The following is a 24700-nucleotide window of genomic DNA, read 5'->3' as shown; positions in this document are numbered from 1 at the left end:
TCCCTAATTTACGCTTATGATTTCTCAGGGTTTTTGGAAAGATCGCAAGGTTTTTATTCTCGGTCACACGGGTTTTCGTGGGGCCCATCTTGCGCAAGTTTTACAGGGTTTAGGTGCTCAGGTCAGCGGCCTAGGACTTTTGCCAAAGACCAATCCCAGCTTTTTTGAAATTGAAAATATCGCAGCACAAATGTCGTCCACTCTGGGCGATGTTCGAGATTTTGATCTTTTAAAATCACAAATTGAATTTCATCGCCCCGAAATTATTTTTTCTCTTTTAGGTGGCAGTGGTCTTAAGTCCTCCAAAGAAGATCCGCGCGAGACTTTTGATGTTCAGCTAATGGGGACGGTAAATTTACTTGAATGCGTGCGTGCTAGTGAATCTGTTCGTGCCGTTGTTCTTTTAACTTCTGATAAAATTTATCGTCGCGCTGAACACAGCTATAATGAGTTGGATGCGCTGGGTGGGAGCAGTCCTGCTGCAACTGCGAAAGCTTGTATTGAGCTTGTGGTGGAATCTTATTTGCAAAGTTATTTTCAACCGGAAAAGTACAACAAGCATGAGAAAGCTCTGGCGACGGCTCGAATGGGGGCTGCGATTGGCAGCGGCGATTTTGAGCCTGAAAGTTTAATGTGGCAAGCCGTCCAAGCTCTTCAATCGGGTGCAAAGCTGGAGCTCAGAAATCCCCTTGCCGTGCGATCTTGGCTGGGTCTTGATGATGCTCTTAGGGGACTGCTGATTCTTGGGCAGTCGTTACTGGAAAGTGGTCCACGTGCCTCCGGTGCTTGGAATTTTCCGGCCTCTAGTGCAAATCGTGCGAGTGTGCGTGAGTTTTTAAACCTCTTGGGCTTTCCGGCTGAAGAAGTCCCAGAAGGTAAGCCCTCTGTACATGGCGAGATGAGCGGAGATAAGGCTCTGCATGAGCTTGGTTGGCAAGCAGAGGAAAGGCTAGATAGCATTTGTACGAAAACCCTCTCTTGGTATCGAGCGAAGGGATTTTTAAAATAGACGGCGCTGGACCTAGATCTATTGAGGCCGGATTGTAGTTCTGACTTTTTCTCATTCGCACTATCCTAAGCATGCACTTCAATCTTAGGAGACCACATGGCTTTTCTTGCCGCTTTGTTCTTTTCTAGTTTCGTTCAAGCTGCCGAGTTTAAAATGACATTTACAGAGTTTCGTGGAGATTCTACTTTTGCTGTTTTAGGCAGAGAAAACCTAACGGCACAATTTTATTGCCCGACATACAACGCGGTTCTGATCTACGGAGCTGACGGAAGAAAGCTTTTTGATTTTAAAGCCACAAACTGTGAAGAAGTGAAGAATTACATTTCATTGGTCTTGTTAAGTGGAGGCAAAGTTCAAGCGACTTTTGATCAAGTGAAGTCTGTTTTTAAAACCTACGGAGTTACGGGGACAGATTCTCCGCTTTGTTTGAGTAAGTAGATCCTTTTAGCAAGATTTCCGATTGTCGGAAGTCTTTTCCTTCGAGCCCCTTCTCTTTTAAGGGATTACCCTGCGTCAATTTTTGAATAGACCCATATTACACATAAAAATATGTATAAAAGTATGGGTTTATGATAAAAACTATCATTGTAAGAGGCTCTTTCGAGTGGGACGAGCAAAAAGAAGAACTCAATATCCAAAAACACGAAATTGATTTTTCGACTGCTCGGTTTGTATTTGAAGATCCGGAGCGAATTTTTATTTTTGATGAATTGCATAGCCAATTTGAATCACGATATTTTTGTATCGGTCGAGTTGGAGATGATGTTTTGACTGTCAGATTTCGTCTTCATCATAAAAGAATTCGGATTTACGGAGCAGGCCGATGGCGAAAATGGAAAAAGTACTATGAAAAAGAAATCAGTAAAAAGAAATAAGCCTATGTCAAAATCGTACTCACAATCAAAGTTTGAAGCGCCAATAGGAAAAATTACGCGCGTCGACGATTTCCTTCCGCCTCCGGAAGTTCTTTTTGCTGAGGATGATCGGGTGAAAATCACAATTGAAATTGAAGGATCGACCTTGGATTTTTTTAAAGACCAGGCGGAAAGAACAGGAAGCAAATATCAGCGATTAATGCGGCAAGTTTTAAAGCAATACGCCAAGAAATACAGTGCTTAACCAAGCTGAATCTTCGCTTCTTCCCAACAGCGAAGGGTGCCGTGAATGAGTTGCGGGCCCTGAATTGTTATTTTGTCTGCTGAAACTGTGCAAATGGCCTCGATATGACCAATTTCGTGTTGAGGCCCTAAATTCAGATTCTTTTCAACGATCACAACACCTGAAATTTTCGTATCACCTTCGGAAATTAAACTTCCTCCGACAAAAACGTGGCCTTCAATGTGACAGCCTTGTTCAATGGTGAGATTGCCATCAACCTTAAGACTGCCGCGCAGTGTGGTATTCGCAGTAAGGTGGGCATGATTTTCGATGATGTAGTCACCGATTAGAGTTTTATCTTGGTTGCGCCACTCTTTAAAAAAAATCTGCCTCTGCGTTGTTGGTTGAATTTTCTGAGGCGAAGCGGAGCGGGTGAAATTGCCAATTTCAATATTCGGAGATTTAAGACTTGAAAACATGCAATTGCCAAGCACTTGCAGATGTTCAGAGGCCTCTAATTTTCCTCGCTGATGAATGCCGGTGCGCAATTCAATTTTAGGAGCTGTTGCCCACCACAAAATTTCAGCTTTATCTTGAACAATAATTTTCTCTCGCGCGTGAGCCTCGTAGATTTGCGAGCCGCTATCACAGATCAATGTCTTTTCGCCCGCTATTGTGACTGGGTGCGAGCCGGGAAGAATTCTCAGATCTTGTAAGGCGTAGATGCCACGAAGATGGGAGTCTTTCATGGCAACAAGCTCCGACGAATCCAGAGTGAGCCATTTTTCGTTTTGTAGAAGCAAACTTAAAATCGAAAAAAAATCCTGCTGCGTGTTTCGTACATCCTTAAGCTGATACTTAGAAATCGGCGTCGCTTTATTGTCGCTTGGGTGTAAAATCTCTAGCAAAGTTGGAATGAACGGCAGAATAAAAAGCAATGCAGTTAAGAAAAGAACAATCATGTTGTCGGTCCTTTTCTAAAGCGTGTGGTTTTATCCCAAACCATTTTCTTTTTAAGAGGAAGCTCCCAAAACATCTGGCGCAAAAGAGCATCAGAAATGACGATTAAACCGGTAAAGAAAAAGACCAGTCCCAGTGGGAGCAGGCGAATGCGACCTCGAAAGCCATCCAGCCAGACGGCCGCGGCAGTTTCAAGATACAGTCCAAAATTCCCCAGGCTGCTAAACATGAGAAGTGGCATCAGGTGAATACTGATCAGGGCAATGGTGCTTTCATCTTTGAAAAATAAAATCAGCGCTAGAATCCACGTCACCAGACACAGAGGAGAAAGAAAATAGATCCCAAGCAAAAGTAAGCCGTCAAATTTTTTCCAGAAATCTAACTTCGATCTTAGGAGATTCCAAGTCTCATTGATAAAAACATGGTTGTGGCCCTTGGCCCATCTTCGAACTTGTTTGATTCGCACAGTCCAGGTTTCCGGAACTTCTTCGTAACATTCAGCTGTGTTCTGATAGACGACTTTCCAGTTTTTCAAGAATAAACGCAAGGTCAGATCTGTGTCTTCGGAAAGGACGTCATCATTCCATCCTCCAATATCGTCCAGAGCTTTTTTCCGCGCGCCACCGACAGTGCCACCGAATTGTGGAATGAGATCCATATTCATGCGTGCTTGTTGGTCGACTTGATAGCCACCCGAGCGTTCAAGATCTAACATACGTGTGAGGATATTGCTGTTCACATTGAGCGGAACCACGCGGCCCATAACTCCGCCCACGGCCGGATCTAAAAATGGACTGACAAGATTTTTAAGAAGCGATGGTGTTGGTAAATAGTCAGCATCAAAGATCACAATCACGTCGCAAGTTAAAGTCTGACAGACTTCGTTTAAGGCGGCAGCTTTCCCGGGTTTTCCCCCTGTACGGTGAACGGGAATAATACGACCCGGAAATTTTGCGACAATACCGTCAATAATTTCTTTTGTGCGATCCTTGGAGCGGTCGTTAACGGCAAAGACTTGATAAAGCTCTTGCGGATAATCTAAACGCATCAGGGCTTGCAATGAATCGGCGATAACACTTTCTTCGTTATGCGCAGGAACGAGGATGGCGACACTGGGAAGGGGAGCATCTTCAATTCCCAAATAAATTCTTTTCTGGCGAGTGAACAGGCGATTTAAAGCAAAGATCGCATGTCGGCACATGTAAAGACCGAGAATAAAAAAGTTCAAGATAACTAAAATTTTGAGAACGATCACCGCCGCTCTCCACTCATGCCCCAGGAGAAAAAGCACATGTAGAAAGCAAAAAAGAGCAAGGGCCCGGTGACAAGAAATAAAAGAGGCAAGATCAGAAGACTCAATTCACTCATTAAGATCCACGAACTTGCTGTGAGAAAAGGCGTGAAAATAAACAGAAAGATCAGCATCGACAAAGTTGTCAGAAACTTACGACCAAAGTGAATGGGCATGAGGTAAAGCGAAATTGCCAATAGTCCCGGAGCTAAGAGCAAAGAGTAGCGCATGGAGTTTCTTTGAAACTGCAAAAGGTCTTCCGCTGAGAGGCTGATGCTATCAATAAAGAGCACACACATGATCAGAACAAAACCTAAAAACCTTAAAAAGTAACGCAAGGGAATCCAATTATCGGGAAAGTAGCGCGGGAAAAAGAGCAGACACGCTGAGATTATTGAAGCGACAATTCGTACGGTCAGGTTCGGGAATTGTGGTGGCCCAGGGATTTCAATGAGCCCCAAAAGAAAGTGATGAGCCCAGCTCCAAATAAATTGAACATGGGGAAGAGCGAACATCGCCAAATACTCGAAAACCACAGTTAATAACAAACAATCTCGAACGTTCGTTCGGGACAGCAATACGGAGCGGAAGGCTCGCTGCGGCGAGAAGATTTTTAGTTCGTATTCCCGAATATGTTGCACTAAAAGTCTCCTATTCGGTTTCCGATCGACTTGCAAGTGACAAGCGACTCCGGCGAGGGGATAAGGTGCTGCGAAGTTTTCTGCGTCTATTCAATAAACATCAATCCGTAGATGTGGCGGACGCAATGGCGCAAGAAGCGGCTTTTAATCCTGCATTGGCAAGACGTTTGCGCGAAACCGAAATCGAATTGGTGCAAGCTCTGCAGATGGCAGAGACTTTACGCGTGGAAAATCACCGTCTTGAGCAAGTTTTGCGTGGATTAAATCTCCCTTCTCAAATGCCTGAAATTTTAGAACCTGTTGCGGGATCTCTTGAGTCTGTTCTTCGCGAAGAGGAGACGAGCTTATGATGAAATTGCTGTTGATCTTTTTCGTACTTCTTATGATGTCGTTGCATGTGCGTGCCGATGTTGAACCAGCTCGCCGAGTGGAATTGGGGTTTTCTCAAGGTAGCTATTCCAATAGTAGCAAAGCCTCAGAGACCGCATTGCGAGTGCGCGCTCCGCTTCGTGAGGGCATCGATGTCGGATTTGATTTTTCTCAGCGCGAAGTTTTTGGAGAGAAGGGCATGTTGCTTTCTCCGTTTGCGGCGCTCGCATTTGGAGAACGCTGGATATTTCAAGGTGGAGGAATTGTGAGCGATTCCTCGCCTGTGTATCCAGTGTCGCAGATTTCAGCCCAAGCTGGATACAAGTGGCTGGATTCTCGCGAAATTATTACGTTCGTGGGCGCGGGAAAAACGAACTATCAAGAATCTGCGTACGAAGAATTTATTTTAGGTGAGGTTGTTTGGTATTCGCCTTGGGGATTGATTCTGCAGGCGGGAAATCGTTTTGTGAAAAGCGAACCGCTGGGAGATTCTTACGGTCGACTCTATGCAGTTGCGACCTATCAGTTGCAAAAGGGATCTGTTTCCGTTCGTCACGATCGGGGTCGGGAAGCCTATGAGATCGTCGCCGTGGATCGTACACGGTTTAATTTTGAAAGCTCTTCGACGTCGTTGCAGGCACGCCTGATCTTGCCTGAGAATTTGATTGGGATCGCCGGGTTTGAGGATTATCAGAGTGAAGGGCTCAATCGTCAGACGTGGAGTTTGGGTGTTGGTGTTGGGTTTTAAACTGCGGTCACTTTATAAAGAATAAATATTTTTATTTTGGCCTCACACGCGATGTCACCTTGTTAACTTGCTTTTAATACTTCGGACCCCGCATTATGCGATAGATCAATGGGGGCCTAGTGATTCTGTTCGGTTCAAAAGATATTAAGTTCTACGTTAACAAATGGCTTGAAGATCATGCGTCGCTCTTTGCGGGCAAGACGGTTCTGGATCTGCCAGCGGGCAACGGAGTGTCTTCGGATAAAATGGCAAAGCTTGGAGCCAAAGTTCATGCTGGCGACCTTTTCCCGGAATTTTTCCGCGTTCAAAATTTAAAATGTGAATATATGGATCTTGCCGAAGAGTTGCCTTTTGCTGACGAGAGCATTGATTTTTTGCTCTGTCAGGAAGGGATTGAACATGTTTCGGATCAGTTTCATGTTTTTGAGGAATTCAATCGAGTCTTAAGTGCGAAGGGGCGCCTTCTTATAACGACGCCGAACTATTCAAATTTGCGCGCTCGCATGTCTTACCTTTTAAACGAGAGCGAACTATTTGGAAAAATCATGCCTCCCAACGAAGTCGATAGCGTTTGGTTTTCTCCAGAGCAAAAGCATAAAATCTATTTTGGGCATGTGAATTTGATCGGGATTCAAAGATTACGCTTGTTTGCAAAGCTTGCGGGATTTGATCTGGTGAAAGTGCATCCGAACCGCGTGAATTATACGGCGTTGATGCTCTTTCCAATTTTTTACCCTTTCATTGCGTATTTTTCGTGGGCCTCTTATCGCCGTATGAAGCGTAAACAGGGGGCAGAAGCTGCCGAGCGAGTGAAGGAGTGCTTCAAGCTTGCGGTGTCTCCGGAGATCTTGTTGCAAGGGCATTTGATCGTGGAGTTTGCAAAGGCTCAAAGAGTGACTGCATCTTCGCAAAATAAAGCGAAAATCTCGGCGCACGAGTTTACGACCTAGAATAGTAAGCGGCGTTAATAAATAAATTTCTGTGTGCGGTCAAAATTGTCAGCTTTAAACTTTTTGTGACAAGGCTTTTAAAACTCGTTATAGTTTTGGCGTGTCGAATTTCAATAAATACACTTATTTGCGAATGTACCACATGGCCTCTGGTCTTGTGCTTTCGCTATTTTTTGTATTTGGTCCGCGCAAGAAAAAGCGAGTGATTTTTAATTCTACTCACAATCGTTCTTACAACTTTAATTCCAAATATCTCTTCGAGTATTTTTTAAAACAACCGGAATGGGAATGTAAGTTCGTCGTTGATGACGATATCAAACGCGAAAAACTGATTGCGGAAGTGGGGCCGTATTTTATTTCTTCTCGCGGTCTTCGCAATAAAATCTATTGTTTGCTTGCCGGCGTGTGGGTCACATCTTCAATGGAAACTCCGGTTGGAGGAATTTTCTTATCTGTGCGTCGTTTGGTGTATCACTTAGGCCATGGTGTGCCGATTAAATCAATTGGTTTGGCGGAAAAGTCCATCACTTGGTATAAGCGCCTTTATTATCGTTTGGTTCGAACGAACTTCACCTGCTTCCTTGCAACGTCTGAGTTTATGATTGAACCCATTCGTCGGTTTGTGGGAGTTTCAGCAAATAAAGTTGTGGTGCACAGTCAGCCACGATTAGAGCCGCTGATTCCTTACGTGAGTTCACAAACTCCTAAGCGTCCATTTAAAATTCTCTATGCACCAACATGGCGTCACTACCGGGAAGTGGAACTCTTTCCGTTTTCAGATTTTAAACATGAAACTCTTGCGGCGGACCTTGAACGCTTAGACTGTGAGCTGCATTTGCGCTTGCATCCGTATTATGAGAACAGCAAATATGTGGAGTCTTTTAAGGGCGGACGAGTAAAAAGTCTGACTTCAAAGTTAGTTCCTGAGATCATGGACGTCTTGCATGAATACGACATGGTGATTACGGACTATTCAAGCATCTATGTTGATTATTTGCTCTTAGATCGTCCGATTACTTTCTTCGCGTATGATTTGGCGGAATATAAGGAAAAAGTCGGATTCTTGGTCGACTTTGAAAATCTCTCTCCCGGTCCGAAAGCTCAATCGTATTCAGAGTTCATTCAATATCTCGAGCAGGTTCGAGCCGGAAATGATGCGTTTGCGACTGAGAGAAAGCGAGTGAATGCGCTTCTTAATGGCAAAGTAGTTCATCCATGCGAAGAAAACTATAGCTTTGTCATTAATCAGGCCGAAGTAAACCTTCACTAAGATACGATGCCGGGCAGCGTGCATTTGTTCGAAATTTAACGAAAATAAAACGCATGAAGCGCATCTTGACGTACGGGACATTCGATCTTTTGCACATTGGGCATATCAATCTTCTCAAAAGAGCGAAGGCTCTCGGAGACTATTTGATTGTCGCTTTGTCGACCGACGACTTTAATGCGATCAAAGGAAAGAAAGCTTACCACTCCTACGAAGAACGTAAAACTTTGCTGGAATCTGTTCGCTTCGTAGATCTTGTGATTCCCGAAAACAACTGGGAGCAAAAAGTCACGGATGTAAAAAAGTACGAAGTCGATGTTTTTGTGATGGGCGATGATTGGCTTGGAAAATTCGATTTTCTAAAAGAGCATTGCGAAGTGGTCTACCTTCCGCGAACGGAAGGTATTTCAACGACAAAAATAAAAAACGACCTGGGATCTTAAGACTTTTTCTTTTGCTCTTGGAGATAAAGAGCAACTCCCCAAGCCATGATAAAAAGAATCATGTAGCGATTTTTTCCGATGGAGAAATTGGCTTCAGTCAGAGAGCCAACATAAAAACTAACCAGCGCTCCAATGCATCCTAAAGCAAGACCTTTTGTTTTCGAAAGTGCCGCAGAAAGTTTATAGGTTTTTATACTTGCACGCAGGCCGTACCCAATAAAAATCAAATAACAGAGCAGCCCGACAAAGCCAGTTCCCGCAAGAAAATGGATGTATTGATTGTGAGCGTGTCCTTCAAAATATCCTTTATCGATTCCGAGTCGATCATAGTACTCACGCAGGCGCGCTTTGTTTTGACCATATCCAGTTCCAATCAGTGGGTGATCTTTGATCATCTCCCAGTTGGTGCGCCAGAGGGTCAAGCGTTCGTGGTCGCCTTGGTTTGTCATATTGACTGTGATCATCACGCGATTGCGAATGGTTTCAGATGAAGCAAAAATGGTCAGTCCGATCACCAAAAGACCACCGACAATCAAGGCACCTAATTTACGATTGATGAAAAATCCCATGACAACCAGGCCTGTTGCCACTCCAATCCAAACACCACGAGTCAGTGTTAGAAGAACTGTTAAGCCAGTTAATGCCACAGCTGAATAAACCCAGACTGGCAGTTCTTTACGTTTTTCCCACTGAACCAATAGCAGACCGACAAAAACTAAAAGTATCGGACCATAGGAATGGGCAAGAGGCATAGCATGATCGTAAAGCCCGCCGGCCCGCCATCTGCTCCAATCAGCTAAATGGGCTGCGCGATCTGCCAAAGTTTCAGAGAGGGGATTAAAGCCGATAAAATAAAATACGACAGCACAAGCAGATGCGATTGTCAGAATAAAGCTGAGAACTTTAATCAGACGTGAATCGTCTTTAAAAACTGAGAAAAAAAGAATCATCACATAAAAATCGATGATCCAACGGAACTCGAAAAAATAATCTGACCAGTCGCCTTTGACAGGGTTAAAAAGCAAGCCGCCCGCGATAACGGCGACCCAAACTGCCCAGAGCCACTTTAAACCGAGGCGCGGCCAGCTCCAATTGGCTTTCTGGTATTTGATAGACCAATAGACACTCGTCAGGAACATAACCCCAAGGGACATGTCCATTCCGGATTGAGAAGCGAGGACAGAGAGAAAATAGAAACAAAGTAAACCAAATCCCCAAGCATATTCACGCGGTGAGAGAAAATTTTTGAGATTACTAGCGGGGAACAACGTCATTAATAAATCCTTCAATTCGACTTTGGAAAACTTCTTTCGAGAATTCCTCTGCTCGAGCGACGAGCCTTCCATGTTCGAAGTTAATATTCTCGAACTTTTCGACCGCATTTTTCAAGGATTTTGCTGTTGGTTCTGTAAAAAACAATGAAGTTTCTTCTGTGAGTGTCTCTAAGACGCCTCCAGCTTTGAAAGCAATGACCGGAGTGCCTGCGGCAAGACTCTCAAGAGGAGTGATGCCGAAATCTTCTACGCCCGGGAAAATAAATCCGCGAGCTTCACGCATGTGGTGAATGACTTGATCGCGGCTTAAGTTTCCGAGGAATTCGATATTTGGTTTTGCGAATGAGCGAAGCCAAGCATCTTGTTGGCCTGATCCAATAATCTTAAGTGGCTTACCAAGTTCATTGAAAACTTCCACCGCCAGGTCCACGCGTTTGTTTGGAGCAAAAGCCGTGACCATGAGGTAGTAATCTTTTTTGGGAAGATCTTTTTTTGCGTGTTCTCGGAAATCTTGAAGTTCTACGAATGGGTGAATCACGTGACTGTCACGGCGGTAGTATTTTTTGATTCGCTCTTGTACGAATTTGGAATTTGCGACCATGTAGTCGACGTTATCGTTGCTCGAAAGATCCCAACTTGTTAGGTAGCTACGAAAAGTTCGTCCACCCCATTGTTGGTACAGGGGAGCATGTTTTCCAAAGTAGTTGTCATATTGGTCATAAAGATAGCGCATCGGGCTGTGAATATATGAAATGTGGACGCAGTCTTTTGGTTTTTGTACGCCTTTGATGACGCAGTGAGAACTAGAAAGAATAAGGCGAGGATTCTCACGTATGGTCAATGATTCAGCAGCACTCGGAAAAAGTGGCAGAAATTTTCGATAGTGCGATTCTATTTTCGGAATTTTGCTGAGAAAGCTGGCAACGATTTTTCTTTTTTCGATTTTTTCGCTCGTCGTATTCGGAACATGAATCAGCGTGTAGAGCGGACTCTCTGGAAAAATATCGCAAAATGCCTCTAAAACGCGCTCGCCACCACGAAAACCGGTCAACCAGTCGTGGAGGAGGACAGTTTCAATGCGCCCAGATTCAGTAGAACGTTCCATCTTAGAGTGCATCCCTTCGTTGAGTAGCGAGAAAATAGAGTATGCTCTTTTTTTTCAGAATGAAAACTGCTAGCAGAACGCGTTAATTCGCTCTCCGTAAGAGCTTGACGTTTCCTTGCGAAATTTAAATGATGTTTGCCTTATGAAAATACTTGTTACCGGGGGGGCGGGTTACATCGGCTCTCACACAACAAATCAACTTTTCTGTGCCGGTCACGAAGTGGTCGTATTCGATAATCTTTCAACTGGATTTCGAGATGCTATTCGTCCTGGTGTTAAGTTTGTTCAAGGAGATGTTAGGGACATAGATCTTCTTGAGAAAACAATCACTGAGAATGCAATCCAAGCAGTCGTTCATTTTGCTGCAAAACTAATTGTTTCAGAGTCAGTGGGAATGCCTATTGAGTATTACGAAAATAACACTATTGGCGTCATATCACTAATGTCGGCTTGTAGAAGAACTGGAGTCAATAATGTTGTTTTTTCTTCGACTGCAGCTGTGTATGGCGATGTGAGACAGCAGGGGCTTATCTCTGAAAGTCAACCCAACAACCCCATTAATCCATACGGAAGATCTAAACTCATGAGTGAGGCCATTCTTCGTGATTGTGAGGCTGCATATGGGATACGTACCGTAGTTCTAAGATACTTCAATGTCGCTGGAGCAAGTGCGGATGGGTTAAATGGACAGCGTACAAAGAATGCCACTCATCTTGTTAAAATCGCTTCAGAAGCTGCCGTTGGAAAAAGAAGAAAAATGAATATCTTTGGTACGGATTATCCTACAGCAGATGGCACTTGTGTTCGTGACTATATTCATGTGGAAGACCTTGCGGACGTTCATGTTTTGGCTTTGGATTATTTGAGTAAAGGTAACAAAGGTGTAACTATCAATTGCGGGTATGGGCATGGGTATTCAGTTCGTGAGGTGATTGACGTGATGAAGAAGGTCACCGGCGTTGACTTTGTCGTAGAAGAGGCGACACGCCGGGTGGGAGATCCTGCGAGTTTGGTAGCATCTTCTGAAAAGGCGAGCTCAGTTCTTGGCTGGAAGCCTCAATATGATTCTCTGGAGTTGATCTGCAAGTCGGCGGCGGATTGGGAAAAAAGGATGACATTTTGAAAATAGCGGTTTTTGGCTCTGGCTATGTTGGCTTGGTTACTGGTGCATGCCTTGCGGATGTCGGGCATGAAGTAATTTGTATTGATGTTGACCAGCGCAAAATAGAAAATTTGATGATTGGCAGTATCCCTATTTTTGAGCCTGGTTTAGAAAGCATGGTTCAAACTAACTTTCTTGAAAAACGATTGTTTTTTACAACAGAGGCAAAAAGTGCCGTTGAAAATTCCGATGTGATCTTTATTGCTGTTGGTACTCCTCCGGGGGAGGATGGTTCAGCAGATTTGAAATATGTTCTAATGGTCGCTAAAACAATCGGTCAGACGATGAATGGATATAAAGTCATTGTAGATAAGTCGACCGTTCCAGTTGGAACTGCCGAGAAAGTTCAAAATGAAATTCGTATTGAACTTGATAAGAGATCTGTTTCTTTTGACTTTGATGTTTGCTCTAATCCAGAATTTTTAAAAGAAGGCGCCGCATTAGAGGATTTTACGAAAGCTGCCCGCATCGTTGTGGGTACGGATTCAGAAACTGTTCGTCAAAAAATGAGAGAGCTGTACGCTCCCTACAACCGCAATCATGATAAGTTAATGTTTATGGACGTTCGCGCAGCAGAACTCACGAAGTACGCTGCCAATGCGATGCTTGCCACTCGTATTAGCTTTATGAACGAAATCGCTAATCTCGCGGAACGTTTGGGAGTCGATGTTGAGCAGGTAAGACTTGGTATCGGCTCTGATCCACGTATTGGTTATCATTTTATTTACTCTGGTTGTGGATACGGTGGGTCTTGTTTCCCGAAAGATGTACAGGCTCTTATTAAAACAGCTGAAGAGAACAAGTATGAGATGTCTATTCTCAGGGCTGTTGAAAGTGTGAATCACAAGCAAAAAGAAATTCTTTTTGCAAAGGTGCTTCATGCTCTAGGTGGAAAGCTTGCTGGAAAAAGAATCGCAATCTGGGGGTTGGCGTTTAAGCCCAACACCGATGATATGCGTGAGGCTCCAAGCCGCATCTTGATGGAAGAATTATGGCAAGCAGGTGCGACAGTTTGTGCATTTGATCCAGAAGCGATGAGAGAAGCGCATCACATTTACGGTGCACGCAAAGATTTGATCCTCGTGGGCTCTCGTGAGGAGGCTGTTGCTGGTGCAGATGCATTGGTTATTTGCACAGAGTGGAAACAGTTCCGTTCGATCGATTTTAAATGGCTTAAAAAGCAACTTAAGAATCCGATCATTGTTGATGGTCGTAACATTTTTTCTCCACAAGATTTGCAAGCCGAAGGTTTTAGATATTTCGGCGTTGGTCGTGGAGAGTCTGTTCAATCTCCGGTTCGTAGTGAAAGTGAAGTTTTAGTATGGTAAAAAAAGCGTTAATTACTGGAGTAACAGGACAGGACGGAGCCTATTTGGCTGAGTTCCTTTTGAAAAAGGGCTACGAAGTCCACGGTGTCAAAAGAAGAACATCTTTATTCAATACAGATCGTATCGATCACCTATATCAAGATCCACACGAGACAAATCGTCGATTTATTCTTCATCATGGTGATTTGACTGACTCATCAAGTTTACTTCGTATTATTCAGCAAGTTCGTCCTGATGAAATCTACAATCTTGCGGCTCAGTCGCATGTGGCGGTTTCATTCGAAGAACCCGAGTATACGGCGAACTCAGATGCCTTAGGTGCATTGAGAATTCTTGAAGCGATTCGTATCTTGGGACTTGAAAAGACGACTCGTTTTTACCAAGCTTCAACTTCTGAGTTGTACGGCTTGGTGCAGGAAGTTCCTCAGAAAGAAACAACCCCATTTTATCCACGCAGTCCGTATGCTGTAGCAAAGCTTTATGCGTATTGGATCACGGTGAACTATCGTGAATCTTATGGCATCTATGCTTGTAACGGAATTTTGTTCAACCATGAAAGCCCTATCCGTGGCGAGACCTTTGTAACAAGAAAAATCACTCGAGCATTGGCTCGTATTAAGCTGGGAACTCAAGACTGTTTGTATCTTGGTAATATGGATGCCAAACGTGACTGGGGTCATGCCAAAGACTACGTCGAAGCGATGTGGTTAATGTTGCAACAAGAAAAGCCAGAAGACTTTGTTGTCGCGACTGGTGAACAACACTCTGTACGTGAGTTCGTCACTTTGGCAGCGAAGGAAATTGGAATTGAGCTGACCTTTAAAGGTGAAGGCGTCAACGAGAAGGCGTTTGATCAGCAAGGGCGTTGCGTTGTTGCTGTTGATCCGCGCTACTTCCGTCCAGCTGAAGTTGAATCATTGTTGGGTGATGGAAATAAAGCCAAAGAGAAATTGAAATGGATTCCAAAAACACATTTCAAAGAGCTGGTTGCTGAAATGGCGAAAGAAGATTTAAAGCTCGCTGAAAAAGATCAGTTGCTTGATAACTCTGGTTTTAGGGCATTTAAGTACTATGAATAAAGATTCAAAAATACTCGTTTGCGGTCATAGAGGATTGGTGGGGTCTGCCCTTGTTCAGTCATTGAAAGAGCAGGGATATCACAATTTACTTCTTCGTACGCATACTGAGCTGGATTTGATGAACCAAAGTCAAACGTTGGATTTTTTCAAACAAGAATTTCCTGAGTATGTTTTCTTGGCAGCAGCAAAAGTGGGTGGGATTCTTGCGAATAACACCTATCCAGCAGAGTTCATTCATAACAATTTGCAAATACAGTCGAACGTCATTCATTCGTCTTACCTGACAAATGTGAAGCGTCTCTTGTTCTTGGGCTCATCCTGCATTTATCCAAAAGAGAGCCCTCAACCGATTAAGGAAGAGTATCTTCTGACTGGTCCGTTGGAGCCGACAAATCGCCCTTATGCGATTGCTAAGATTGCTGGGATCGAGATGTGTTGGTCATATAATAGACAATACGGTACGAAATATTTGGCCGCAATGCCTACAAATTTGTATGGGGCGAATGACAACTTTGATCTGAACAATTCTCATGTCATTCCTGCTTTACTACGCAAGTTCGATGAGGCAAAGAAGTCTGGATCTCCAACAGTCGAAGTATGGGGAACAGGGAAACCGCGTCGTGAGTTTATGAACTCGACTGATATGGCGTCGGCTTGTGTGTTCTTAATGACGTTGTCGGATCAGAAATTTATGGAGCTTGCGAATCCATCTGTGTGTCCGTTGATCAACATTGGTGTTGGGCATGACGTGACGATTCGGGAACTGGCTGAGTTGGTTTCAGACGTTGTTGGATTCAAAGGTAAGATTGTTTTTGATGAAACTAAGCCTGACGGAACATTTAGAAAATTAATGGATGTTTCAAAGCTTTCAAGCATGGGTTGGAAATACTCGATTGAATTGAAACATGGTCTTTCGTTTGCTTATGAGAGTTATTTAAACAAGGATAAGTAATACATTCTCCCAACATAAGTTGGGAGGTGAGAAATGAATAGGCGATGAAAGTAAGATATATTTATTCAGCTTGTGTTGTAGTTGAAACAAGCGATATTAAAATTTGTTGTGACCCTTGGTTCACCCCTGGCGCATTTGACGGATCATGGTATCAGTACCCTCCAGTCAGAGAGCCAATTTCGGTTATCGGTGAAGTCGACTATCTTTACATTTCACATATTCATCCTGACCATTACGATGCAAAGTTTTTAAAAAAATATACTGAGGTGTATCCTTCGGTTAAAATAATTGTTGGTGAAACATCACCACCATACCTTTTTCAGAAAATGAAGGCGGATGGATTTAAGCCAGAAGTAGTAAACAGTATGATAGTTGGTAGTACTGAAGTTACGATTTTGCAGAATCGATCTTACGAAGTTGATAATATTGATACGGCTCTTGTTGTTGTTCAAAATGATCTTAGTGTTGTGAATATGAATGACAACCCATTTGATCCTCAACAGGTGAGTGAAGTGCTTGCAAAATGTCCACATGGGAGACCAAATGTTGCGTTAATTCCGCATAGTGGCGCTGGTCCATATCCGCAAACATATTTTTTTGAAAGTGATGAATTGAGGCTACGAGCCGAGGATAAAAAGAAAAGGCAATTTTTAGAATTGTATAGCCAGTATTTGAATGCGTTGAAGCCGTTGAAGGCAATTCCATTTGCGGGGCAGTATTTTTTAGGAGGCCCCCTTTCCGCACTAAATGATCGTCGTGGCGTATGTGATGCCGTTGAGGTTGCTGAACGGTTTCCCGATCTATCTGTTGTTCTTGCAGATGGGGGTGACGCATTTATAGATGTGCAAACTCTTGAGAGCTCGGCAGTACGTACTTCTGTATACGATCCCGATGAAATTCGTACACACTTTAATAAAATGTCCTTTGGTGGATATGATTACGAATGCGAGCTTCGACCGTATGTTGAGCATACGTTGCCTATTTTTCCTCTTCTTAAAAGCGCTTATAGTAGAGCCATTGCATCCACGTCTGTTAGGGAGGATTTTTGGTTTGCTATCAAGTTGGTTAATCAAGCGAATAAGTACTATATTTTTAATACCGCAAAAGACTCGGGTGTTAGTGTGACATCGGATTTAGCGAGTTTTTCACCTAGGTGCGAAATTGAAATTGATGAAAGATATCTATTTGGATTACTTACCCGACTTTATCATTGGAATAATGCTTCGATAGGATCTCACTATACCTCAAAAAGGTTTCCCGACGTATTTGTTAGAGAGGCATATTCATTCTTGAATCGATTCCATGTCTAAAAGAGGTTGCTGTTCTCGAGTCTAAAAACGAAAAGCACAACACGACTGCTGCGGTGATGTGCTTCGTAAGGAGGAAAACTACATTTTTATTTTTTTAAGCGCTAGAGAGGGCTGTCTTGCTGTCTGAATCGAGATTGGTTCATAGTAGTCACTAAACTCCATGAGGAATTCATTTGCGGCAACTCCTTCTCCCGGAAATTTATCATGATTCCATTCATCAAAGACAAACATGCCACCTTTCATAAGGCGGGGATGTAGGTACTTAAGAATAGTTTTTGTGGAATCATATAAATCAGTATCACAATAGATGAAAGAGAAGCTTGTCGCAGGGTGTTCTTTAACGAAGGTTTCTAAGGTGTTCTCGATTAGTCCCTTATGAATGATAATATCGTCCCAAAGGTCGTAGAGTTTGATGATATCAGTCAATTCTTGAAGGGACCCCTTGTACTTGCCTTGTAACTTGTTCGCCTCATAATCTTGAGGAGAGAACGCTGTTAGCCCTTCGAAGCTGTCAAAGCAGTGAACTTGTTTTGAACCGTGGGAATTAAAAATCTTGAGGACTTTCGCCATGAAAAGCAGATTTGCACCTCTCCATGACCCGAACTCGGCAATGTGTCCAGGAACGTTCAAAGTTGATTTTAAAAGTTCATAAATTGAAAGGGTGCGGCTTAGGTTGTTTATTCCTGCATAGAGTGGCCAATGATCCATTACGGACCATAACTCTCGCTCCCCATACTTCTGAGAAAATTCTTTGCGCGATTTTAAGTAAACTTCGTCGGCCGCCGTGGTTTTCATTTTAATCAGTCCCTTGTTACTATATTTCGCTACCAATGTAGCCACTAATAGCTTTCTGTACACTATTTTTTTTAAATACATCTAACAAAATTTATCCATTTTAAAACTAAGTTTTTATTGGATGCGGATATGGTTCTTGAGTCCGAGATCTCGATATTGACGACCGCGTCAGCTAGTCTGAGACATGGATTTTTCAGTATCGAATTACGCTATGCTTCACATGCTTGTTTGAAAATTCAATTTATGGACACAAATCTGCAATGAGGTTATTTTCCTACTCTAAAAAATTAACTTTTTTGGTGGTTCATAATGCTCAATGGGAAAAAAATATTAATTACGGGTGGAACAGGCTCGTTTGGGAAAAAGTTCACCGAGATGGTCTTGACAAAGTATCCGGATATCAAACGTCTTGTGATTTTTTCGCGAGATGAGTTGAAGCAATATGAAATGGCTCAAATGTTTCCGCCGGTAAAGTATCCTCAATTAAGATTTTTCATTGGTGATGTTCGCGACGGAGAAAGAGTGAAGCGCGCCTGTGAAGGGATTGATATAATTGTTCATGCTGCGGCACTTAAGCATGTACCGATAGCTGAGTATAATCCGATGGAGTGTATCAAGACGAATGTTTTTGGTGCAGAAAACGTCGTCAATGCTGCGCTTGATTGTGGAGTAAAGAATGTGGTTGCACTTTCGACAGACAAAGCTGCTGCTCCAATCAATTTGTACGGAGCAACGAAGTTGTGTTCAGATAAGCTTTTTATTGCGGCAAATAATATAAAGGGATCTAGAGATTTAAAATTCTCAGTTGTGCGATATGGAAATGTGCTCGGTAGTCGTGGTAGTGTTGTGCCGTTTTTCCTCGGGCAAAGGAAAAAAGGAGCTTTGCCAATTACCCATCAAGAAATGACTCGATTCAATATTACGCTTGAAGAGGGTGTTGAAATGGTCTTGCATGCGATTGAACACTCGTGGGGCGGGGAACTCTTTGTGCCTAAGATTCCTTCATATGATATTATGACTCTCGCTCGTTCGATAGCTCCTGAAATAGATCATCGAATTGTAGGTATTCGACCTGGTGAAAAATTGCATGAGGAAATGATAACTGAGACTGATGCATTGAATACATTTGATTGCGGGAAATATTACGTCATTTTACCTACCCTTCCTAATTGGTCTTTGGAGAATTGGGTGTCTACATTTAACGCTAAAAGAGTGCCAGAGGGATTTAAATATAATTCGGGAACTAATGACAGTTGGCTAGACGAAACAGAAGTCAGACGATTGGTAAAACTCCACGTTGATCCCAATTTTATAGTGTAGCTTTATGAGTCAAACTGTCTTGGTGCTAGGATCACGAGGTTTGCTTGGTGCGCACTTAGTAAACGAGTTGCGATCAAACAACCATAGGGTGATTGGGCAGAGTCGTGAGCGAGGCACTGAAATAATAGGAAATCCATTAGACAAACTGTCGTTGCGTAAAATGATAGAATTGTCTCGTCCAGATGTAATTGTGAATTTGATCGCAATGACTGACGTCGATGGATGTCAGTTAAAACCCGATGAAGCTTATAAGTTGAATGTTGAATTACCAGGTTTGCTAAGCGAGGTATGTAGCCATTTGGACTCGGGTATTCGGGTAGTATCGATTTCGACAGATCATGTATACGAATCTAATGTTGGGGCGACAGAATCGGATGTGACGTTGAGAAATATTTATGCGTTAACAAAAAAATGGGGAGAAGAGCGTAGTTTGTGTTATCCGCGAACTACAGTTTTTAGAACCAACTTTGTCGGTAAATCTATTTCTACAAAGAAATCATGGACTGACTGGTTAGTAAAAGTATCCGAAGAATCTATTAGCCAAACAATCTTCCGCGACCAATTTTTTAATCCAATTTCTATAGGATCGCTTTGTCGGGAGTTAGAACGAGAAGTTTCGTCGCCTCGTTTTGGGTTGTACAATTTAGGTGCGAATGGAGCACTAAGCAAGTATGAGTTTGCCAATAGGTTTTTAACTGGGCTTGGATTGTCTACCGATTCAATTGTTGGCAAGTCTTATTTCGAAGGAACTTTTACCACTCCTAGGCCATCAAGTATGGTTATGGATGTAAAGTTGTATGAAAAAACTCGTAGTGTAACGTTGCCGAAGATTGAAAATGAGATTCATAGTATAATTAGGGAGTATTTAGATGCATCAGCCAAGTAAAGTTATTCAGATTGAAGAGCGAAAAATTGGATTAGACCACCCTACCTATTTCATTGCGGACATAGCGGCTAATCATGACGGCGATCTAAATCGAGCAATTGATTTGATTTATCTTGCTAAGGAAGCGGGCGCAGATGTTGCAAAATTTCAACATTTTGCCGCAGAGACAATAGTTAGCGATTTCGGGTTTAAAAATCTAGGTTCACAACAATCTCATCAAGCGAAATGGAATAAGAGTGTTTTTGAAGTCTATAAGGATGCTAGCCTTAACCCCGACTGGACGGGAATTCTTAAGGAAACATGCGTAAAGGCTGGAATTACTTTTTTCACTTCGCCGTACTCACTGGATTTGGTTGATGAGGTTGATCGGTTTGTCGAAGCATATAAAATTGGATCTGGTGATATTACCTGGACAGAAATTATTGAAAAAATGGTTTCGAAAAAGAAGCCACTACTTTTGGCGACAGGTGCATCCACCCAGTTAGAGGTCGACAATGTTATGAAAATGCTTTTGCAAAGAACTCCAGATATTATTCTTATGCAATGTAACACAAATTATACCGCTAGCCTAGAAAACTTTAAGTACATCAATCTAAGAGTATTAAATGAGTACGCACGTCGCTATCCTAGTGTAATTTTAGGATTAAGTGATCACACGCCCGGACATGCCGCAGTTCTGGGAGCTGTCACTCTTGGCGCAAGAGTGGTTGAAAAGCATTTCACTGATAGCAATGAGAGAGTTGGTCCTGATCATAAATTTGCTCTAAATCCGAAAGCTTGGAGTGAGATGGTACATCGTACTCGCGAACTCGAATATGCTTTGGGTGATGGAACGAAAGTTATTGAGGAAAATGAAAAGCAGACTGTTGTGCTTCAGCGGCGATCCATACGCGTTAAGGCTGATCTTCCTTCGGGGCATATATTGAAGTCAGATGATGTTGAATGTCTAAGGCCCTGTCCTGAAGGGGCTATTCCTCCTTATGAATTGAAGCGTGTGATTGGTTCAAAGTTGAAGAATAAAATCGTAAAAGGGCAACATATTGCATGGGGTGACCTTGAATCCTAAGTTTCCATCGGTAGCAATTATAATTCCAGCTTTTAATGAAGCGTCTAGCATTTACGACACAGTCAGAGCAGCTGCCGTTTATGGCAAAGTTGTGGTTGTAAATGATAACAGTAAAGATAGTACAGCAGCTTTGGCGATAAACGCGGGTGCAGTAGTTGTAAATCAAAAAACTAATATGGGTTATGATCAAGCACTAAATTCGGGATTTGCTGCAGTTGCTAGTAATGGCATTGAGTGGGCAATTACATTCGATGCTGATGGACAACATCCTGCGGATGCTATTCCTAAATTTGTTGAAGAGTTTGAGAAAGGGGCGCAGCTTGTTGTAGGTGTTCGTCCCAGTTATCAACGATTGGCAGAGATGTTTTTTTCATTTTACACACGTATTAGGTTCGGAGTCAGAGATCCGCTGTGTGGAATGAAGGGATATTCATTAGGGTTTTATCGGGAATTAGGTCAGTTCGATTCAGTGAATTCGACAGGTACTGAGATGATGATCAGGATGTGTTTATCGAGGGTGAGGCTGTCCCAGGTTAAAATTAGTATTAATGATCGTGCAGATGCACCTCGGTTTGGGTGGGGATGGTCTGCGAACAAAAGAATTTTAAAAAGTCTTTTTGCTGTTATAGCAATTGATTTGAGGAGCATATGGAATTCGGTGTAATTACCCAAGCACGAATGACTAGCACTAGACTTCCAGGAAAGGTTTTGCTCAAGGCTGACGAAGTGACTTTTTTGGAGCACCAAATACGTAGGTTAAAAGGGTACCCTTGGTCAATTATCGTAGCAACGACAATAAATGAAACAGATGATTGCATTGAAGAGATTTGTAAAACTCTTAATGTCCAGTGTTTTCGTGGTAGCGAATCTAATGTGTTGGAGCGGTATGCCCAAGCGGCAAAATATTTTGGTTTAAGCCATGTCTGTAGAGTGACCTCTGATTGTCCACTTATTGATTCAAAATTGATATTGCGGGGCTTGGAACTCTATATGAATGAGGTTCGACAGTCAGGAAATTGCGTATACTTATCAAATACTGTTGAGAGAACATTTCCTAGAGGTTTTGATTTTGAGTGGTTTTCTGTCGATATGCTTAATCTGGCAAATTTGCACAACACCAAGGAGTATGAGCGTGAGCATGTCACTCCTTTCTTTTATAAAAGTCATCGTGAAAAATTTCGTTTTCTTCAGATTTTGAATAAGGATGACAAGTCTGGTTATCGAATTACTTTAGATGAGTCTGATGATTTGAAATTACTTAAGGTTTTGATTGAAGAGTATGATGCAGATAAAATGGGGATGGAAGCGATAGTCCAACTTATGGATTTGCATCCGGAATTAGTGCAAATAAATGCTCATGTTGAGCAAAAAAAAATATAGCGGCATGCGACGTTTCGATTGGTTATTCGCATGATTTTCTTGGAGGGTGATTATGAGTATTGGGCAATTGGATCTGATTCAAAATTATCATGAGCATCCTGCATTCCAGAACGAACGCGGAAGCTCGAAGCTTGATACTGAAGAGCTAGAAAAATTTGAGACGGCATATGTTGCGATTAGAAATTTTGGAAACATGCTCACAGAACGCGAATTTTTAAAGCTCGCAGAAAAATGTCATTCCGGAATTAATAATATTTTTAATTCGTTTAAAGAACAGGCTCGTGATTCTTATGAACAATTGTTTTGGAGTGAGCTCGGCACAAAGGTCGCACGCCTCCTTATAAAAGAAATGCAGTGTTATCGAAAGCACAACAATAAACATAAAATTTCTTTTGGCAGCCTCGATAACCTTCATCTAGCGTCTCAATTGAAGGAAAATCGCTATTTTTTTGGAAGTTTAGGTAAGAGTACAACCAAAAAAATTAATGAGATCGGTAGTCAAAACTTAAACTTCTTTCGAGAAAATGTAAAACGGGGAATGCTTACTAGGGAAGATCTTAGTGTGAATTCAGATCGTTCTATTAGGGAAATGATAGACCTGCTAAACTATGATTTCGATCGATGTGGAATTAATGCTGCAGTTTCCGCCTATATGGGTAAAGACATGGTTGTGGCGGGAGTGGCACATGAACTTAGCATACCTCAATCTAAATGGTGGGAAAGTACCTTTTCTGGATTACCGAGACCTCCTAAAACGCTGTACGCGCACGTTGATGAATCAATAGCCAATCCTAAAGCCATCGTGTACCTTAGTGACGTTTCAATGGAGAATGGCCCGACAAGTTGTTATCCGGGCTTGTATGAAAATTTGAAGTTGGGTTTTTTGCAACAGCTTATCGGTAGAGTTGTTCTCACTGTGGGACTGGAAAAAGAATCGGCGCTAAAGAATTATTATACAAGAAGTTATCACCAGTCGATTAGCTCTGAATCGTTTCGTCAACACTTCATGCTGATTCCTCCAGAAATTCGTTTTAATTCTCATCTTGGCTGGGATATTCTTCCTAACTCCAAAATTGAAAGTGCAATGGTGTCCCGTGAAGTTTTCTTAACGGGTTCTGCAGGTCGATTTATTGTTTTTGATGGCGCGCGATTATTTCATAGAGGTGGCCTTATTGAGTCTGGGGATAGGGTGGCTTTACAAGTGATTTTTGACGAAAAACCACAGTTGCTTCGAACTATCAAATCTAAGATAAAAAAGGTTATCAAAAATGATTAAATTAATAAAAAAAATTATTCCTGCAAAATTGAAGAATTCCATTAAAGAAAGAAAGCCGCAGCACGTATTAGAGGGTTTAATTTCCGCTACTCTACCTTCAATGTGTTGCGTAGACGTGGGTGCTTCATATCATCCTCATGTGAAATGGCCTGCCTTTTTGAAGTCGAAGTTTGTGAAGTGGATTGCTGTCGAGCCTAATACGAAGAACTTAAAATATACGGAGAATTGGCGGTATTCCAGCAATCTCTCGGTTTGCACTACTGGCCTAAGTGAGATGGGTGGTGACCAGACATTGTATATTACAAACATCGATAGTGGATCAAGTTTGCTAGAGCCTGTGATTGCAGCCAGTATGGGACATCGAGTGAATTCTCATTATTTTTTTCCTGTTAGAGAGCAGATCATTCAGACATTGAAGTTAACTGATATTATTGAAGAAGTTGAGATTCCAACAATCGTGAAATTGGACACGCAGGGTACAGAACTCTCAATATTAAGAGGAGCGAATGATTTATTGATGAACAGTATCGTCGGCATCGAAATGGAATCAACTTTGCTTGCTCAACCGGTCATGAAAGGATCTGGAAAGTTCTGGGAAGCTGCTAGTTATCTAGAAAATAGAGGATTTGAGTTGCTACATTTGCATCCTATATACGCTCCGCCGAGGTTAAATGAATCCAAATCAAAAAGAGGTGGCTTTACTTTCTTAAATGAGTGCGACGCCGTTTTTGTCAAAAGACGAGATATAATTGAACGTATGGACGTAGATTACAAAATGGCTCTATTTGCATTTTATTGCGCATATTCATTTTATGAAGAAGCCATTCTTTTTCTCGATAGTTCCAATGAATTGAAATCTTACCTCGCCAATAAGGGACAAAATATTGATACGCTAAAAAACGTACTTAACAAGTTAGTGTGAGATAGCGAGGTTTGTTCATCTTGATCGTAGGGTGATGTCGGGGGAAATAAATTCATGTTAATAGTATTA

General features: G+C 42.3%; 27 protein-coding genes. 21 read left to right on the top strand and 6 right to left on the bottom strand.

Annotated features, from left to right (window positions below; all coding sequences use genetic code 11):
- Window positions 1-16: 16 nt before the first annotated feature.
- From ACLWOR_RS18220 to ACLWOR_RS18205, 4 genes are all read left to right on the top strand, one after another.
- Window positions 17-1009, top strand: a complete 993-nt coding sequence (locus ACLWOR_RS18220; protein ID WP_413942271.1) for an NAD-dependent epimerase/dehydratase family protein — start codon at window positions 17-19, stop codon at window positions 1007-1009.
- A 96-nt stretch (window positions 1010-1105) separates the two neighbouring features.
- Window positions 1106-1447: a hypothetical protein gene (locus ACLWOR_RS18215; RefSeq protein WP_413942270.1), complete on the top strand. Its 342-nt coding sequence runs from the start codon at window positions 1106-1108 to the stop codon at window positions 1445-1447.
- A gap of 131 nt (window positions 1448-1578) precedes the next feature.
- Complete coding sequence (locus ACLWOR_RS18210) at window positions 1579-1884, top strand: BrnT family toxin (RefSeq protein ID WP_413942269.1); 306 nt, start codon at window positions 1579-1581, stop codon at window positions 1882-1884.
- On the top strand, window positions 1856-2128 hold the full coding sequence (locus tag ACLWOR_RS18205; protein ID WP_413942267.1) for a CopG family transcriptional regulator: 273 nt from the start codon (window positions 1856-1858) through the stop codon (window positions 2126-2128). Before ACLWOR_RS18210 ends, ACLWOR_RS18205 begins: the two co-directional genes overlap by 29 nt.
- Here ACLWOR_RS18205 and ACLWOR_RS18200 read toward each other — a convergent pair.
- The 3 genes from ACLWOR_RS18200 to ACLWOR_RS18190 are packed head-to-tail and all read right to left on the bottom strand — an operon-like array spanning window position 2125 to window position 4999.
- Window positions 2125-3069: a hypothetical protein gene (locus ACLWOR_RS18200; protein ID WP_413942266.1), complete on the bottom strand. Its 945-nt coding sequence runs from the start codon at window positions 3067-3069 to the stop codon at window positions 2125-2127. The genes ACLWOR_RS18205 and ACLWOR_RS18200 overlap by 4 nt on opposite strands.
- Complete coding sequence (locus ACLWOR_RS18195; protein WP_413942265.1) at window positions 3066-4322, bottom strand: glycosyltransferase; 1257 nt, start codon at window positions 4320-4322, stop codon at window positions 3066-3068. Before ACLWOR_RS18195 ends, ACLWOR_RS18200 begins: the two co-directional genes overlap by 4 nt.
- On the bottom strand, window positions 4319-4999 hold the full coding sequence (locus ACLWOR_RS18190; protein WP_413942263.1) for a hypothetical protein: 681 nt from the start codon (window positions 4997-4999) through the stop codon (window positions 4319-4321). The genes ACLWOR_RS18195 and ACLWOR_RS18190 overlap by 4 nt, the downstream gene beginning before the upstream one ends.
- 65 nt (window positions 5000-5064) lie before the next feature.
- Between ACLWOR_RS18190 and ACLWOR_RS18185 the strand changes: the two genes are divergently transcribed.
- The 5 genes from ACLWOR_RS18185 (at window position 5065) to tagD (ending at window position 8776) form a co-directional block, all read left to right on the top strand.
- Window positions 5065-5349, top strand: coding sequence for a hypothetical protein (locus ACLWOR_RS18185; RefSeq protein ID WP_413942262.1), 285 nt, complete (start codon window positions 5065-5067; stop codon window positions 5347-5349).
- Complete coding sequence (locus tag ACLWOR_RS18180) at window positions 5346-6116, top strand: YaiO family outer membrane beta-barrel protein (protein WP_413942261.1); 771 nt, start codon at window positions 5346-5348, stop codon at window positions 6114-6116. Before ACLWOR_RS18185 ends, ACLWOR_RS18180 begins: the two co-directional genes overlap by 4 nt.
- A gap of 119 nt (window positions 6117-6235) precedes the next feature.
- Window positions 6236-7066, top strand: a complete 831-nt coding sequence (locus ACLWOR_RS18175; protein WP_413942260.1) for a class I SAM-dependent methyltransferase — start codon at window positions 6236-6238, stop codon at window positions 7064-7066.
- A 100-nt stretch (window positions 7067-7166) separates the two neighbouring features.
- Complete coding sequence (locus ACLWOR_RS18170) at window positions 7167-8336, top strand: CDP-glycerol glycerophosphotransferase family protein (RefSeq protein ID WP_413942259.1); 1170 nt, start codon at window positions 7167-7169, stop codon at window positions 8334-8336.
- A 53-nt stretch (window positions 8337-8389) separates the two neighbouring features.
- The gene (gene tagD, locus ACLWOR_RS18165) at window positions 8390-8776 is read left to right on the top strand and encodes a glycerol-3-phosphate cytidylyltransferase (protein ID WP_413942258.1); all 387 of its coding nucleotides are present in this window, start codon (window positions 8390-8392) and stop codon (window positions 8774-8776) included.
- On the opposite strand, the gene ACLWOR_RS18160 is transcribed toward tagD, so the two are convergent.
- Complete coding sequence (locus ACLWOR_RS18160; RefSeq protein WP_413942257.1) at window positions 8773-9930, bottom strand: O-antigen ligase family protein; 1158 nt, start codon at window positions 9928-9930, stop codon at window positions 8773-8775. The genes tagD and ACLWOR_RS18160 overlap by 4 nt on opposite strands.
- A gap of 100 nt (window positions 9931-10030) precedes the next feature.
- Complete coding sequence (locus ACLWOR_RS18155; protein ID WP_413942256.1) at window positions 10031-11155, bottom strand: glycosyltransferase; 1125 nt, start codon at window positions 11153-11155, stop codon at window positions 10031-10033.
- A 142-nt stretch (window positions 11156-11297) separates the two neighbouring features.
- Here ACLWOR_RS18155 and galE point away from each other — a divergent pair, with 142 nt between their 5' ends.
- From galE to ACLWOR_RS18130, 5 genes are read left to right on the top strand one after another with little or no spacing between them, the layout of a single operon-like run.
- Window positions 11298-12278, top strand: coding sequence for a UDP-glucose 4-epimerase GalE (gene galE, locus ACLWOR_RS18150; protein ID WP_413942255.1), 981 nt, complete (start codon window positions 11298-11300; stop codon window positions 12276-12278).
- Complete coding sequence (locus ACLWOR_RS18145) at window positions 12275-13645, top strand: UDP-glucose dehydrogenase family protein (protein WP_413942254.1); 1371 nt, start codon at window positions 12275-12277, stop codon at window positions 13643-13645. Before galE ends, ACLWOR_RS18145 begins: the two co-directional genes overlap by 4 nt.
- Entirely contained in the window at window positions 13639-14724 is a 1086-nt protein-coding gene (gene gmd / locus ACLWOR_RS18140; RefSeq protein WP_413942253.1) for a GDP-mannose 4,6-dehydratase, read from the top strand. The genes ACLWOR_RS18145 and gmd overlap by 7 nt, the downstream gene beginning before the upstream one ends.
- Complete coding sequence (locus tag ACLWOR_RS18135; RefSeq protein ID WP_413942252.1) at window positions 14717-15676, top strand: GDP-L-fucose synthase family protein; 960 nt, start codon at window positions 14717-14719, stop codon at window positions 15674-15676. Before gmd ends, ACLWOR_RS18135 begins: the two co-directional genes overlap by 8 nt.
- 44 nt (window positions 15677-15720) lie before the next feature.
- Complete coding sequence (locus ACLWOR_RS18130) at window positions 15721-16986, top strand: MBL fold metallo-hydrolase (RefSeq protein ID WP_413942250.1); 1266 nt, start codon at window positions 15721-15723, stop codon at window positions 16984-16986.
- 78 nt (window positions 16987-17064) lie between these two features.
- On the opposite strand, the gene ACLWOR_RS18125 is transcribed toward ACLWOR_RS18130, so the two are convergent.
- Window positions 17065-17781: a TylF/MycF/NovP-related O-methyltransferase gene (locus ACLWOR_RS18125; protein WP_413942248.1), complete on the bottom strand. Its 717-nt coding sequence runs from the start codon at window positions 17779-17781 to the stop codon at window positions 17065-17067.
- Between the two features lie 309 nt (window positions 17782-18090).
- Between ACLWOR_RS18125 and pseB the strand changes: the two genes are divergently transcribed.
- From pseB to ACLWOR_RS18090, 7 genes are read left to right on the top strand one after another with little or no spacing between them, the layout of a single operon-like run.
- Window positions 18091-19101, top strand: a complete 1011-nt coding sequence (gene pseB / locus ACLWOR_RS18120) for a UDP-N-acetylglucosamine 4,6-dehydratase (inverting) (RefSeq protein WP_413942247.1) — start codon at window positions 18091-18093, stop codon at window positions 19099-19101.
- Window positions 19102-19105: 4 nt separating this feature from the next.
- Window positions 19106-19987, top strand: a complete 882-nt coding sequence (locus ACLWOR_RS18115; protein WP_413942246.1) for a sugar nucleotide-binding protein — start codon at window positions 19106-19108, stop codon at window positions 19985-19987.
- A complete protein-coding gene (locus ACLWOR_RS18110; protein ID WP_413942245.1) occupies window positions 19971-21053 on the top strand; it encodes an N-acetylneuraminate synthase family protein in 1083 nt (360 codons plus the stop codon). The genes ACLWOR_RS18115 and ACLWOR_RS18110 overlap by 17 nt, the downstream gene beginning before the upstream one ends.
- Entirely contained in the window at window positions 21043-21717 is a 675-nt protein-coding gene (locus ACLWOR_RS18105; protein WP_413942244.1) for a glycosyltransferase family 2 protein, read from the top strand. The genes ACLWOR_RS18110 and ACLWOR_RS18105 overlap by 11 nt, the downstream gene beginning before the upstream one ends.
- Window positions 21702-22433: a cytidylyltransferase domain-containing protein gene (locus tag ACLWOR_RS18100; protein ID WP_413942243.1), complete on the top strand. Its 732-nt coding sequence runs from the start codon at window positions 21702-21704 to the stop codon at window positions 22431-22433. Before ACLWOR_RS18105 ends, ACLWOR_RS18100 begins: the two co-directional genes overlap by 16 nt.
- Before the next feature lie 52 nt (window positions 22434-22485).
- The gene (locus ACLWOR_RS18095; protein ID WP_413942241.1) at window positions 22486-23709 is read left to right on the top strand and encodes a hypothetical protein; all 1224 of its coding nucleotides are present in this window, start codon (window positions 22486-22488) and stop codon (window positions 23707-23709) included.
- On the top strand, window positions 23702-24631 hold the full coding sequence (locus ACLWOR_RS18090) for an FkbM family methyltransferase (protein ID WP_413942240.1): 930 nt from the start codon (window positions 23702-23704) through the stop codon (window positions 24629-24631). Before ACLWOR_RS18095 ends, ACLWOR_RS18090 begins: the two co-directional genes overlap by 8 nt.
- Window positions 24632-24700: the final 69 nt, after the last annotated feature.

Source organism: Bdellovibrio sp. HCB2-146, from assembly GCF_047345725.1.
In the GTDB taxonomy this organism is placed as follows: domain Bacteria; phylum Bdellovibrionota; class Bdellovibrionia; order Bdellovibrionales; family Bdellovibrionaceae; genus Bdellovibrio.
This window is presented reverse-complemented; position numbering and strand designations above follow the sequence as displayed.

What these genes read in the sequence shown, in the direction of transcription:
- ACLWOR_RS18220 (WP_413942271.1), top strand. Translation starts at nt 17, where the DNA reads ATGATTTCTCAGGGTTTTTGGAAAGATCGCAAGGTTTTTATTCTCGGT.
- ACLWOR_RS18215 (WP_413942270.1), top strand. Translation starts at nt 1,106, where the DNA reads ATGGCTTTTCTTGCCGCTTTGTTCTTTTCTAGTTTCGTTCAAGCTGCC.
- ACLWOR_RS18210 (WP_413942269.1), top strand. Translation starts at nt 1,579, where the DNA reads ATGATAAAAACTATCATTGTAAGAGGCTCTTTCGAGTGGGACGAGCAA.
- ACLWOR_RS18205 (WP_413942267.1), top strand. Translation starts at nt 1,856, where the DNA reads ATGAAAAAGAAATCAGTAAAAAGAAATAAGCCTATGTCAAAATCGTAC.
- ACLWOR_RS18200 (WP_413942266.1), bottom strand. Translation starts at nt 3,069, where the DNA reads ATGATTGTTCTTTTCTTAACTGCATTGCTTTTTATTCTGCCGTTCATT.
- ACLWOR_RS18180 (WP_413942261.1), top strand. Translation starts at nt 5,346, where the DNA reads ATGATGAAATTGCTGTTGATCTTTTTCGTACTTCTTATGATGTCGTTG.
- tagD (WP_413942258.1), top strand. Translation starts at nt 8,390, where the DNA reads ATGAAGCGCATCTTGACGTACGGGACATTCGATCTTTTGCACATTGGG.
- ACLWOR_RS18160 (WP_413942257.1), bottom strand. Translation starts at nt 9,930, where the DNA reads ATGTCCCTTGGGGTTATGTTCCTGACGAGTGTCTATTGGTCTATCAAA.
- ACLWOR_RS18155 (WP_413942256.1), bottom strand. Translation starts at nt 11,155, where the DNA reads ATGGAACGTTCTACTGAATCTGGGCGCATTGAAACTGTCCTCCTCCAC.
- galE (WP_413942255.1), top strand. Translation starts at nt 11,298, where the DNA reads ATGAAAATACTTGTTACCGGGGGGGCGGGTTACATCGGCTCTCACACA.
- gmd (WP_413942253.1), top strand. Translation starts at nt 13,639, where the DNA reads ATGGTAAAAAAAGCGTTAATTACTGGAGTAACAGGACAGGACGGAGCC.
- ACLWOR_RS18135 (WP_413942252.1), top strand. Translation starts at nt 14,717, where the DNA reads ATGAATAAAGATTCAAAAATACTCGTTTGCGGTCATAGAGGATTGGTG.
- ACLWOR_RS18130 (WP_413942250.1), top strand. Translation starts at nt 15,721, where the DNA reads ATGAAAGTAAGATATATTTATTCAGCTTGTGTTGTAGTTGAAACAAGC.
- ACLWOR_RS18125 (WP_413942248.1), bottom strand. Translation starts at nt 17,781, where the DNA reads ATGAAAACCACGGCGGCCGACGAAGTTTACTTAAAATCGCGCAAAGAA.
- pseB (WP_413942247.1), top strand. Translation starts at nt 18,091, where the DNA reads ATGCTCAATGGGAAAAAAATATTAATTACGGGTGGAACAGGCTCGTTT.
- ACLWOR_RS18115 (WP_413942246.1), top strand. Translation starts at nt 19,106, where the DNA reads ATGAGTCAAACTGTCTTGGTGCTAGGATCACGAGGTTTGCTTGGTGCG.
- ACLWOR_RS18110 (WP_413942245.1), top strand. Translation starts at nt 19,971, where the DNA reads ATGCATCAGCCAAGTAAAGTTATTCAGATTGAAGAGCGAAAAATTGGA.
- ACLWOR_RS18100 (WP_413942243.1), top strand. Translation starts at nt 21,702, where the DNA reads ATGGAATTCGGTGTAATTACCCAAGCACGAATGACTAGCACTAGACTT.
- ACLWOR_RS18095 (WP_413942241.1), top strand. Translation starts at nt 22,486, where the DNA reads ATGAGTATTGGGCAATTGGATCTGATTCAAAATTATCATGAGCATCCT.
- ACLWOR_RS18090 (WP_413942240.1), top strand. Translation starts at nt 23,702, where the DNA reads ATGATTAAATTAATAAAAAAAATTATTCCTGCAAAATTGAAGAATTCC.